A 12,445-nucleotide genomic window follows, 5' to 3' on the forward strand; every position below is an offset into this window, starting at 1 on the left:
CTATTTCTTATTAAAATTTAGAGAAACTGTTTCCAAGTGCATTTTTGGTCTCTTACTCCAGGTTGCTAGAGTTACGCTAGATTTTTTTATTTCATTTATATATGATTGGATCAAGTCCTTGGTTTCTTCATCTCCTGTTATTGTCGTATTATTTCTGATACTTTTCATACGATCCAATAAGACAGCATGATCTCTTATAATCTCTTTTATCATTTCCTCATCTGTTTGAGGAAGTAAGCCTCTTTCTATCGAAGTAATTTTCTTTAATTCTCTATATCCAGAAATAGGCTCGTCTTGTATATCAGTTATTCTTTCTGCCAGACTATCAATGTTAGTCTTAGCATTGGTATATAATTGTTCAAATCTATCATGTAATTCATTTTGCTTAATGCTACCTATATATCGATGAAAATCTCTTATTTTCTGATAATACATTTGATAATCAGCAAGCAGTGCGTTACACTCCCATATAGTAGAAATTCTCAAATTATTATTTATAATTAAATGATTCATTTTTTAAGTTTTGATTTCGTAAATGGTATGTATTGCATCAACAGTTAAAAACTAGTTACAGAAAGTAACAGAAAAGAAAATGTTTTTTTAATCGGGATGCTGATTATAAAACAATACACTTGTAATATATGGCTCAGTAGAATTTTGTCAAGGCATTTAACGGGCTTTAACTTCAGTTAAGAATCTTTAACATAAGTATTTCTAAAATTACCTCTTATATGTTAATAAAAACTTAATTCATTTAACACTAAAAAATATATTTTTGCCTACAAACAAGATAAAAAATAGCCAAAACCATCATTTTTCAATCAAAAACCATCATTTTTCAATCAAAAATTCAAATTTTTTAAAAAAATGAAATGCAATAAAAACATCATGTTTTTTATTAAAAAAATCATAACTATCATTTTTCAACATATTTGAAGTCACTAGAAAAACTGAGTTATTTTGTATACAACCTCCAATATAATTTCGGATATTGCTTACGCAAATAGTTATGATCTATTTGTATAATCTTTATAAATCAGAATCATGAGGTATTTACAGCGTTTGATGTATTTTTTAATATGTATTGTTTTATGGTCTTGTGTGGAAAAAAATCCCAATAAAGAAGTAGAGCAAGGAATTTTGAAAGAAAACAAAATGCCCTTATCAGAAGACGGTTTTAATTATCCTATTAAAAAGGAAGTATATGTTCCTATTTACTCTGATATTTATAATAAGACCAAAGACTTTAGATTTCAGCTAACTGCTACTTTAAGCATAAGAAATACAAGTCCGAGAGATTCTGTGTTTATTAAAAATGTTGACTATTATAACACTTCGGGAGATTTTGTTAGAGGTTATATACAACAACCCATTTTTCTGAAACCACTAGAATCTATAGAATATGTGATAGAAGAAGAGGATACTACTGGAGGTAGTGGTGCAAACTTTCTAATTACCTGGGGTTCTAACACAAATGTTAAACCATTATTTCAAGGAGTGATGGTAGGTGTCTCTGGTCAACAGGGTTTCAGTTTTACCACTGAAGGTATTACCGTTTCTGAATAGAAGCTTTATTTTCCAGAACATACCGAATGATTAAAAATTAAGACAATCAACCCAAGAACTACTTTTATTCTTTGTCTTTTTTTCTTTCAACAATTTCAATCCCTTTTTGAATTACTAGAGAATTAGGAAGTGTAATATTTTTACCATCATCAGTTCTTATGAACAAATAAAACCCAGTAATATCTACTAGCTCGCCTGTCCAATCAAAATCTTTATCTAAAACCCGAATCTTATCACCAATTCTAACCGGATGACTAAAAAACAAAATAACACTGGCAGTTAAACTGGAAAGTAAAGACCACTGAGCAAAAAAACCAATACCTAATACCGCAAGTACCGAAGAAATAAAAACTATGAACTGTCTGTAGTCTACACCCCAAATTACAGCAAGTATCGAAATAGCTATACCATAAATAAAGAGATAACTAAGATTTAAGATGATTTTTCTACGGTTGATTTCGATAGATCGGATAAAACTAAATCTTCTGAGAGCCCTCTTAGTTAATATGATTATCCCAGTCATGGTTATAACTAATATGACTGTAAAAAGAATTTCTTTCTGATGATTAAACATGTGACTACTATTTTTACAGATTAAACAGTGTAATCTTGATACATCAATTTTCTAAAAACCCAAAAAATGCATGAGTTTAAAACTTGAAAAAACTGACTTTTAAACTTCATACAAAGTTAAATTGTTTTTAATGATTTATCTGATTGATTTCATATTTTAAAAACATTTTAAAAGTATATTTGAAAGAAATCCTGTTTACTAAAAGCATATGTTGTTTATAGCTTCCTTAGATCCGATAATTATACTAATTGCAATTTTTGCTATTTTAATTATTGGTATCAGTATCATCCTCAAAAAATTAAACCAAACCTATATCATAGGTTACATTCTTGTAGGTGTTGTTTTAGGAGAGCACGGAATGAACTTAGTTCAGGATAAAGAATCGATTCACCTTCTCGGAGAACTAGGTATCATTTTATTATTGTTTTTTATAGGCATGGAAATCAACCTTATTGATTTCATAAAACAGTGGAAACTTGCCGTAATAGGTACTATTTCGCAGATTGGACTTAGTGTAGCCATGGTATTGCTGATAGGATATTATTATGATTGGAGTTTTGCCAGATCAGTTGTACTTGGATTTGTTATTGCATTAAGTAGTTCTGCAGTTGTGATCAAGTTACTTCAGGATAAGAAATTAATAGATACTAAAGTTGGCAAAAATGTCCTCAGCATTCTATTAGCTCAGGATGTTGCTTTGGTTCCTTTGCTTCTAATTATTTCTCAATTAGGAGGCAAATCAGAATCCATAGAACACATACTTCTTATGATCTTAGGAGCAATCCTTATCGTTGGCATTTTGGTTTATATTTATATAAAGAAAACCATTACGCTGCCCTTTTTCTCCAAAAAAATAGAACGTGACCATGAGTTACAAGTTTTTATGGCCATATTTTTATGCTTTGGAGGAGCGCTATTCACCTTGGTGTTTGGGTTGTCGGCTGCTTTAGGAGCTTTTATTGGGGGAATTATAATGAACTCGGCAAAAGAAACCGATTGGATTCATGATACGCTCCATTCGTTCCGAATACTATTTGTCTCTTTCTTTTTTATTAGCGTAGGACTGCAATTAGACCTTTCATTTATCTATAAAAATTTGTGGTCTATATCTATTGCAATTTTAGTTGTCTACTTAACCAATCATTTTCTAAATTCAGTTATTCTACGTTTTTTTTCTTGTAATTGGAAAGAAGCATTGTTAGGCGGTGCTCTTCTTGCACAAATCGGTGAACTGAGCTTTTTATTAAGTTCAACAGCATTTAGCTTAAATATTATAGAAGACTTTGGTTATAACTTTACCATTAGCCTTATTTCATTAACTCTGGTTATCAGTCCTTTTTGGATAGGTATTACAGAAAAGCTTACAGGAAAAAAGTGATTTTCACACGATCGTTACAACCATTTTTTACGTTTAAAATACATCAGTAAACCTATAAAAATTAGTAAAAGAACTGCCCAAAAAACATAGTATCCATATTTGAATTTGAGTTCAGGAATGTTTTCAAAATTCATCCCGTAAATTCCCGCTAAAAACGTTAATGGAATAAAAATCGTAGCAATAATCGTGAGCACTTTCATGACCTCATTCATTTTGTTACTGATCGTTGTCATATACATATCCATTAAACTCCAAGTCATCTCCCTGTAGATTTCTACATTTTCAGAAACTTGTATGATATGATCGTATAAATCTCTGAGATATAAACGCGTTTTTTTAATCACGAGTTTATGTTCGTTTTTTTCTAGTTTATTTACTACTTCTCTTAATGGAAATACGGCTCTTCTTATTTTTAGGATTTCTCGCTTAAGACCTTGTATTTCGAACGTAATGGCGTCGGTAGATGTATTCTCGAATAACATATCCTCTAATTCTTCAATCTTATCTCCAACCACTTCTATTAAATTGAAATAATTGTCTACAATAGCATCCATTAGCGTATACAACAGGTAATCTGCTCCCATTGTCCGAATCCTACCTTTATTATTTCGTATTCGATTTCGAATGGAATCAAAAACATCTCCATCAGATTCTTGAAAAGACAAGACATAACCATCACCTAAGACTAAACTAACATGTTCTATACATAACTCATGCTCTTCATTAAAATACAACATCTTCAATACCACAAAAAGATAATTATCATATTCATCAATCTTGGGTCTTTGATGCGTATTTACAATGTCTTCCATTATTAATGGATGAAGATTGCAATAAGCTCCGAGTTTTTCGATAGTCTGGGTATGACCAAGACCATTAATATTTAACCAGGTGATCGGTTTAGAATCTATATATTGATAGGCATCATCAATGCTATGTAATTCATGTTCTTCCATAAAACTCTCATCATAATCAAAGAGTTCTATACTAACATCTGTAGTATTTTTTTTTCCTACATAAACTACGGTACCAGGAACTAAGCCTAATGATTTCTTAAAAGAAGATTGTTGTATCTCTTGCATTCTTTTTAATTAAGAAGTACAAATTATCACATTTTTTTGTCTCCTCAAAACATTGTAAAATATAGAAAGTAATCTCTTAATTAAGCGAACTAATAGAATATACAAACATCATATTGATTTAATAAACCCAACCACGATCTACTGTAAAACACTTTATTTCTTCACAAACTGAACTCCTTCTAAACTATCATCAATTTTTACAAAATAGGTTCCTCTACTTAGATCTCTGATATCAATTGTATGATTCTCACTTTTAATAAGTGTATCTTTAACAAGTTTACCCGCAAAATCAAAAATCAGTACTTTATGCTTTCCAGATTTCACCCCTAAAAGTTGAATTTCTTCATAAGAAGGATTCGGTGAAATACTGAATGGTTGCTCATATTTTGTAGTATCAATTTTTGATTTCGAACCATTTGGCACAGTCACATTATCCTGAATACAAGTTGAAATGTTTTGCTGCCATCCTGTTCCTTCTGGTCTTATAGCTCCTCGTAAGGAATATGTTGTTCCCGAAACAGGGGCATTTGGTACGGTAATCGTAACATTTGCAATGCCTGACCCTGCAGACACGGTAGTTTTTCCTACTCCAAGCCAATTGGTATTCCATAAAGCAACGATTACATCTCGATTAGTGTTTGCAGCGTAGTAAATCGGAACCGTAATACTTGTATTCGAGTTGATTTTAACAGGTAACACAGAACAATCCACAAGTTCAGTTCCGTTGGCAACAGCAATATTTTCATTTATACATAATGTTATACTTTGTTGCCAGGGAGCATCAACAGGTCGAATAGAAGTTCTAAATTCGTATGTTGTACCTGCTACTGGAGTACTTGAAAAATTCATCACTACATTAGCAACTCCAGAGCCTTTGCTAACTGTAACTTTACCTGTACCTGCCCAAATATTATTAACATAAGCTAAAACCACAATATCTCTAGTTTGATTTGCCGTGTATCGCACTGGAACTACAATGGATTGTTTTGCAGGAATCATACTCGGTATCAAATCACATGTTGCTTTTTCTTCTTCTGTTATATTACCATTTGTGCTCAAAACTTGATTAACTGATTCATTTGTGAATGTTTTGGTTTCACCATTGCGCCATCTCACGGTTACTTCTTGAATTTGAGCATCATTACCCAAACCAAAATGAACCATATTGAGTAAACTTTGAGAGTGTGCGGAGCCTGAAGAACCTACCCGCTTAAACAATGTTTTTGTATTGGTTTTTACTCTTATTTCAGCCGAAATTGGATCTATATTCGAATTAGGAGAATACCCTACGTTTACTATCACGTAATTATTAGCATCTGTTCTTTGGTTTGAATACAAATGCCAAGTCCCTCGTTCATCACTTCCGTCCAAAATATCTACATCTCCATCAAGATCGTAATCAAAAGCCTGACTTTGATCTCCATGACTTCTTTCGCCTGCATCATCAGCTCCATGAGAAGTAGTCACTTCAAATTTACCATTACCAGTATTTAATAGCATATAATCAGCAACTCTTTCGTTCAATAGTGGATATCGATTCACAAATAAATCTGCAAACCCATCATTATTAAAATCACCAGTTGTAACACCCCAACTATTTCCTCCTAAAGGAACATTCCAATCATTAGCAACATTTACAAATTTGTTTCCTTCATTTTTTAACAGAATATCATATACATTTTTATTGTTAGGTGTAAAACCTGGAGTTGCCGAGCTAATACCTTCAAGAGTCCATGATATCGACCAGTACAGCACACCTGTTCTAACGGATTCTAGTTTCCAGTTTCCATTACCTGTATGACCGATATATATCCCATTTTGATTTCTTGCCGATGGCCAACCTTGTGCTTGGTTTTGCTTGATAATACGTTCTCCTGTAATTTGAGTTAGATCAACTGGTGTTTTTGCACTACCTAAGAATATTGGATAATCTCCATTATAAGTACTTCTAAAAACAGCTTCAAAACCTTTTAAGGTAAAATCTCCTACTGCTGTAAAATCAATCAGAGATCTCCCTTCATCTCCTCTGTCTCTTACATGCATAATCTGAGTGACCGGATTATAGTCAATTGCCTTATCTGCTACTTGCGTATAAGTTTTTCCGCGAGAGATATAAATATCCAAATCTCCATCATTATCCATATCAAAGTCAGCCATTGCGAGCATGCTAGGAAGTCCTTGTACTCCTGCTGGTATCCATTGAGAGGTTACATTTGTGAATGTAAAATCTCCATTCCCTTTCCATACAGATATTGGAAAGAAAATAATAAAATCATCTATATGATCACCATCAATATCTGTAAGCAAAAATCGATCTCCAGCCGCATTTTCAAAATTTGGAACCCGTATAGTTTCAAAACGTCCATTTCCATTATTTCTATAGATCACATGTTTTCCTCCATTAGGATTATTCCATTGTGCATTCAACAAAACTAAATCCAAATCATTATCCGAATCAAAATCTCCCCATACTGCTGATCTTCCTCTAGCTCCCTCAGTGATGCCTACCTGATCATTCCCCAAAGTTAGCGTTCCGTTATTGTTAATATAAAAATCTGGTGTATTTGGACTAGTTCCATTTCCTCCTCCACGTGTTGCTACCAAATCTAAATCTCCATCATTATCAAAATCTGCTGCAGAAGATCCATGCAAATCCTGTAATCGCCATCTTGCCAAATTAAAAGAGCGATCAAAAACTCCATTACCATTGTTCCAAACTAACTTGCTCGGATTATTAGGGTCATTATGATTATTAAAAATCATATCATAATCTCCATCATTATCCATATCCGCTATGGTAGGACCCGCATATTTCAAAGCAGGACCTGTAGTAATTCCAGCAGATTCGGTTACATCTGTAAATAATGGATATTGAATAGATAGATCCTGAAAATTCAATTGGTTAATAGTAACATTACCCGATCGGGTTGCAATAGTGAGCGTTATTTGTCCACTTTGGGGAAATCGCACGATAGCATTTAGCGAATGGGTCCCACTAGAAATGATATCAATGTTATCCAAAATAACCTTGCCATCAGCCAAAATACTAAGGTTTGCATAATTAAAAGTAGTAGACACGTTAATGGTTACTTTTTTTTCTAATGAACCAGAAACAGAATAGTTCAAATTTAAAGGAGATAACTGATTTACAAAGGTGGGATTATTGATTTGAGATAAAACACCATTAATAACAATGATAGATAATAAAACAAATAGTTTTAGTTGTCTGTGTTTAGCGATGTTTTTCATGAAATATGAGTTAAGTTGAGTTAGTCTAATTTTTTAAAAAACGCTACCGAATTTAGTTATAATTCGTATCTCAGCACTATGTTTTTACTGCACAAAAACTAGACAGAAACTCATTTTTCACCCATTTTTAATCGTGTGCCAGCACAGATTATGGTATTAATTTGAAAGAAATATGGGAAAACCTTTTACGGACACTTTTGATAGGAAATTTATAAATATATCCTTCCTATTTTTTAGTTTATAAAATCAGAAGGACTGATTTCAAATTCTTTTTTAAAGCATTTCGAGAAATAAGAAGGACTCGAAAAACCTGTCTGAAAAGCTATTTCTGCAATCGTACTCTGTTTACTCATTAATAATTCTTTGGCTTTATGTAATCGAATAGAAGATATCAATTGATTTGGAGACTTATTAGTAATGGCTTTGAGCTTTCTTTGTAGTTGTCGTTCACTTACTCCTATCTCTCTACACAGTATTGTAACTCCGTAAAAATCATTGCTTAAGTGATTATTAATATTTTGAATAACCCGTTGTAAAAATGAATCCTTGTATGGGTCTTTAACTTTAGGAATATGAGAGACAATTTTTTCAGACTTCTGCTTTTTCGAGGCAGTATATAAAAGTATAGAAGTACCTAAGTCGGTTTTAAAGACTGCCTTTTGCGGAGTGATATCAATATTTACACCGATAAGTAGATTCTTTACGGTTTCTGTTAATATGATTTGATTTGGGATTGCTTGATTCGCTACAAGGGCAACAAAATCTTCAGTTTCTTCACAAATACAATCTACTACAGAACATTCTCTAATGTCAATTCCTATCGAAATCTGAGCATTAAAACTTTGCACCGCTTCTACTAGCTCAGTACTACAATGTACTGCCTTGCTAGGTCCTTCAAAAGTAATGGTAAAAGAGTTTTTAGTATCGATTACCAAATTTCCTTTATACGTATTTGCCAATTTCTTAACCAAATTTCTCACCGAATATTGATATGCTTCTGCAGCTTTTAAATGTCCAACCATAAAGGTGTACAACTTTCTTTCATATACTGGTTCGGAAGTTCCTTTAATGCTATCAACAAAAGACTTTATCTCTTCTAAAACTTCAAACGTATTTCCTGCCCAAAACAAATGGTCATCTCCTTCTAGCTCCACCAATCTCGAATCTGGAATTCGATCTGCAATAAATCTTCCTTCTTCTATTTTTACATCAATATCACCGACTCTTTGAAGCAATAATGTTGGTACTTTTATGGAACCTAAAATATTAACAATGTCTACTTGGGTATTCATTTTGGTCAATATCATAGCAGCTCTAGGACTGGCTCCAGATCTAAAGTAGTTTGCCAACCACTCCATAAACACCTTATCTTTAGCTTTTGATGGTGCCAACGATTCTAGATTCATAGCACCGCTTCCCCAATTGTTTTCGATCATGTCATACACTTCCTGACGTTCTTGATCGGTTGGCGCCCAAGGATAGTCATCTGCATATCTTCTCTTTGCAAAAATTCCAAAAGCAATTAATGAAATAACACGATCTGGATACGTAGCACTAAACAATGCCGAAACACTTCCTCCTTCTGAATGTCCAAATAATATAGCTTTTTCGGATCCTGCTGCATCCATAACAGCAGTAATATCTTCCATTCGTTCTTCTAATGTTGCAAATTCTACAACTCTATCGGATAAACCTGTTCCTCTTTTGTCGAAAAGAATCACTCTGGCAAATTTTCCTAATTCTTCGAAAAAACTAACCAATTCTGGACAAGACCACATCAGATCTATATTAGAAACCCATCCTGGTATGTATACTAGGTCTACGGGTCCCGAACCGAATACCTGATAAGCGATATTTACATCTCCACTCTTTGCATAAGCTGTCTTTGGTTTTGTCATTGTGATCGTTTTAAGAAGGTTAATAAACTGTAGAAAAATCTACTTCTGTAAAACTATAAAACAACAACACGAAACCCACAATAACAGTAAGTACAAAGTGTATACGACCTGTATGAAACTGTTAAAAAAGCGTATACATTATGTAGACAACAAATGTTTAATTATTTGAATATCAGTTATTTAAATGTTAACATCAATAAAACTTCAGTGAACAACGATACTTAGGTGTTTTCCTTTTCTAGCTGTACCAAATAGGAGAAAATTTCTTGTTCTGGAGCTAGTTGTAGCTTTTTTCGAAGTCGATATCTTGCCGTTCTTGCACTATCTGGAGAGATGCCCAAAATACCAGCCATTTCTTTTACATTAAGATTTAACCGAATTAAAGAACATATTTTTAGATCGTTGGTGCTTAGGTCTGGATGTTTTGATTTTAATGAAACATAGAAACCTTGATGGGCATCTTCAAAAAATCGACTAAAATCTTCCCAGTCCTTATCAATACTTATATTCTTTCGAACGATCTTATTTAGATCAGCAATTAATTTTGTTTTTTCTATTGAAGGAGATTTTTTAATTTTCTGTATAGTTTGCTGAATATTTTGTACAATTTCGTTTTTCTTAATAAAGTTTAAAGTATAGGTACTCAACTCTTTATTTTTAAACTCTAATTGTTGTTTTAATTCTTTTTGTTTTAGCTCTGAGTTTTCCAACTCCTTTTTTAATAGTTCTTTCTTGTTTACGGCTAATTGGCTACTCTTTTTTGCACGTTGTACAGAAATGATATAAATAAAACAACCACTAATAGTTATGATAATTACACTAAGCACCAAAATAAGCTGGATAATATCATCTTTCTTCTCCTGTGCTTTAAAAGACACTAATTCCTTATCTTTTTTTTCTAATTCATTCGCAAATTCTATATACGCTATCTGTTTAGATTTTTCTAAGTTGAAGAGCGAATCTCGTAGCACAATATACTTGTCATAGAAATAATAGGCTTCTTCGGGTTTAGACTGTAGCTTTTTAATCTCCTTTAATTCCTCATAAGCAAACAGTTCATATTTTTTAAGGTTGTTCTCTTTGGCTAACCTCAATCCCATACTAATTTCTTTTACAGCCTCATCTAATTTACCTGATAGTCTTAAGATTTTACCATGGAGAATTAGATTATTCGTTAGTCCATCTGTATCACTTACCTTACTGCCTAAATCTTTGGATCTATTAATATGGTAATACGCTTGTTCAATTTCATTTTTATAGAGATATAGAATTCCTAGTTTGTTATGAGCTTCCGCGATACCATAAGTAAAGTTGGTATCAGTATGCATTTTTAATGCATCGGTAAGATATTTTAAGGCTTCTTCATATTTTCGTTGCTCTACCAACATGGTTCCTATTTTGGTAAAGGTGGTCGCTATTCTTCCTTTTAATCCTAAAGCAGTAAACTCATTAATAGCTCGCTCATAATATTGTTGAGCCTTTTTGTATTCTTTAAGATCGGCATACACCATTCCAATATTAAGTGTAGAATTGGCTATACCTTCTTTATCTTGTATACTTTCATAGGCTTTATAAGCATTGTTTAGAAATAGTAAAGCTTGCGTAAGATTCCCTTGTGCCCAATAGGCTACTCCTACTACTCGATTAGCCCTTGCTATTCCTTTTGGATAGGATAATTTTTCTGCCAGTTTTAATGCTTCAGAACCAAAATTTATGGACTCATTAGCATCCATAATCCAATATTCATATCCTATGGTGTTGAGAAGGTTTACCTTTATGGTATCTTCATCTGTATAGGCCTCCGCCAAATTCCGAAGGCTATCAATCTTTTTCGATTTTTGTGTAGCAAAAGTGAGATTGATGCAGAGGAAAAAGCTTAGAACAATAAAAAAGCTATGGTTTTTGCCAATAACATCGTACTTGGGTATATAAGATAGTACCTCAAAGAATCTCATCAAAAATCAGGGTTACAGGAATAATTGGTTTACAGTAAAAAACAAAGCTACTTATCATTTTCTTAATCCTATCGCTAAGAATTGTTAAAACCTGTCCTTCTAAACAGATTTTGACAACATCTCACTAAATTCCTATTTAATTTATGAAAAACACATCTTTGGTTCTAAAATATCCTCCTCGTTTTACAATGAAACTCCGATCAATACTCCAGCACCTACACCAGCAATCCCAATTAATATTTTCTCAAAAACACTCTTTCTTCGTTGTCGTTTTGCTGCCTTTTCTACCAATTCTAAACTGGTACTTGCTTTATCCAAACTATTAATCGTATACTCCAATGCTTTTTGCGTATGATCCAAAGTGTTTTGAGTTTTTTGATATACCAACAAATCCAAGCTATCAGTTTTCGCAAAGTTGAAACCTAATCGTCGCTCTAAATCCATATTTCTTCGCAAGGTTTGGGTATACTTTTCCACCAACTCTTTAGTCATTCTATCCTGATCAATCGTACTCTGATATACGTTCTTAATAGCCAAAAAAGACTTTTTATTTACTAAGAAAATATCAGCGGTTTCAAACCTATACAAACTATCTTTTTTAACGGTCAATGGTTCTCCAGAATGATCTGCATAAGCAGCCGGAATCTTGATAACCTGCAAAGAATCTACCACCTGACTGAAAGCCTTTGGTATTACAAAAATGAAAGTGAGTACGATTAATTTATTCATGATATATTAATTTT

At 32.8% G+C, this 12,445-nt stretch carries 9 protein-coding genes; 2 read left to right on the forward strand and 7 right to left on the reverse strand.

The features are described from left to right. Positions 1-513 carry a Dps family protein gene (locus ACWNT5_RS04610; protein ID WP_456516757.1) on the reverse strand — a complete coding sequence of 171 codons (513 nt, stop codon included), beginning with the start codon at positions 511-513 and terminating at the stop codon, positions 1-3. 531 nt (positions 514-1,044) lie between these two features. On the opposite strand from ACWNT5_RS04610, the gene ACWNT5_RS04615 reads away from it, so the two are divergent. Next, positions 1,045-1,566 carry a DUF3124 domain-containing protein gene (locus ACWNT5_RS04615; protein ID WP_299605277.1) on the forward strand — a complete coding sequence of 174 codons (522 nt, stop codon included), beginning with the start codon at positions 1,045-1,047 and terminating at the stop codon, positions 1,564-1,566. 64 nt (positions 1,567-1,630) lie between these two features. On the opposite strand, the gene ACWNT5_RS04620 is transcribed toward ACWNT5_RS04615, so the two are convergent. After that, positions 1,631-2,140, reverse strand: coding sequence for a mechanosensitive ion channel domain-containing protein (locus ACWNT5_RS04620; RefSeq protein ID WP_299897987.1), 510 nt, complete (start codon positions 2,138-2,140; stop codon positions 1,631-1,633). 208 nt (positions 2,141-2,348) lie between these two features. On the opposite strand from ACWNT5_RS04620, the gene ACWNT5_RS04625 reads away from it, so the two are divergent. Beyond that, positions 2,349-3,518 (forward strand): cation:proton antiporter domain-containing protein, encoded by a 1,170-nt coding sequence (locus ACWNT5_RS04625; protein WP_456516758.1) that lies wholly within the window; start codon positions 2,349-2,351, stop codon positions 3,516-3,518. A gap of 14 nt (positions 3,519-3,532) precedes the next feature. Here the strand turns inward: ACWNT5_RS04625 and corA are convergent, their stop codons facing one another. The 5 genes from corA to ACWNT5_RS04650 form a co-directional block, all read right to left on the reverse strand. Then, complete coding sequence (gene corA, locus ACWNT5_RS04630; RefSeq protein WP_456516759.1) at positions 3,533-4,600, reverse strand: magnesium/cobalt transporter CorA; 1,068 nt, start codon at positions 4,598-4,600, stop codon at positions 3,533-3,535. A gap of 153 nt (positions 4,601-4,753) precedes the next feature. Next, positions 4,754-7,849, reverse strand: a complete 3,096-nt coding sequence (locus tag ACWNT5_RS04635) for an FG-GAP-like repeat-containing protein (RefSeq protein ID WP_456516760.1) — start codon at positions 7,847-7,849, stop codon at positions 4,754-4,756. Between the two features lie 233 nt (positions 7,850-8,082). Continuing rightward, complete coding sequence (locus tag ACWNT5_RS04640) at positions 8,083-9,747, reverse strand: alpha/beta fold hydrolase (RefSeq protein ID WP_456516761.1); 1,665 nt, start codon at positions 9,745-9,747, stop codon at positions 8,083-8,085. A 221-nt stretch (positions 9,748-9,968) separates the two neighbouring features. Continuing rightward, the gene (locus ACWNT5_RS04645; protein WP_299605263.1) at positions 9,969-11,702 is read right to left on the reverse strand and encodes a tetratricopeptide repeat protein; all 1,734 of its coding nucleotides are present in this window, start codon (positions 11,700-11,702) and stop codon (positions 9,969-9,971) included. 183 nt (positions 11,703-11,885) lie between these two features. Then, positions 11,886-12,431, reverse strand: a complete 546-nt coding sequence (locus ACWNT5_RS04650; protein WP_456516762.1) for a hypothetical protein — start codon at positions 12,429-12,431, stop codon at positions 11,886-11,888. Positions 12,432-12,445 lie beyond the last annotated feature (14 nt).

The organism is Aquimarina sp. 433 (assembly GCF_054054605.1).

Bases quoted from the DNA above. Each gene is read 5' to 3' on its own strand.
- ACWNT5_RS04625 (WP_456516758.1), top strand. From the start codon at position 2,349: ATGTTGTTTATAGCTTCCTTAGATCCGATAATTATACTAATTGCAATT.
- ACWNT5_RS04640 (WP_456516761.1), bottom strand. From the start codon at position 9,747: ATGACAAAACCAAAGACAGCTTATGCAAAGAGTGGAGATGTAAATATC.
- ACWNT5_RS04635 (WP_456516760.1), bottom strand. From the start codon at position 7,849: ATGAAAAACATCGCTAAACACAGACAACTAAAACTATTTGTTTTATTA.
- ACWNT5_RS04645 (WP_299605263.1), bottom strand. From the start codon at position 11,702: ATGAGATTCTTTGAGGTACTATCTTATATACCCAAGTACGATGTTATT.
- ACWNT5_RS04620 (WP_299897987.1), bottom strand. From the start codon at position 2,140: ATGTTTAATCATCAGAAAGAAATTCTTTTTACAGTCATATTAGTTATA.
- corA (WP_456516759.1), bottom strand. From the start codon at position 4,600: ATGCAAGAGATACAACAATCTTCTTTTAAGAAATCATTAGGCTTAGTT.
- ACWNT5_RS04610 (WP_456516757.1), bottom strand. From the start codon at position 513: ATGAATCATTTAATTATAAATAATAATTTGAGAATTTCTACTATATGG.
- ACWNT5_RS04615 (WP_299605277.1), top strand. From the start codon at position 1,045: ATGAGGTATTTACAGCGTTTGATGTATTTTTTAATATGTATTGTTTTA.
- ACWNT5_RS04650 (WP_456516762.1), bottom strand. From the start codon at position 12,431: ATGAATAAATTAATCGTACTCACTTTCATTTTTGTAATACCAAAGGCT.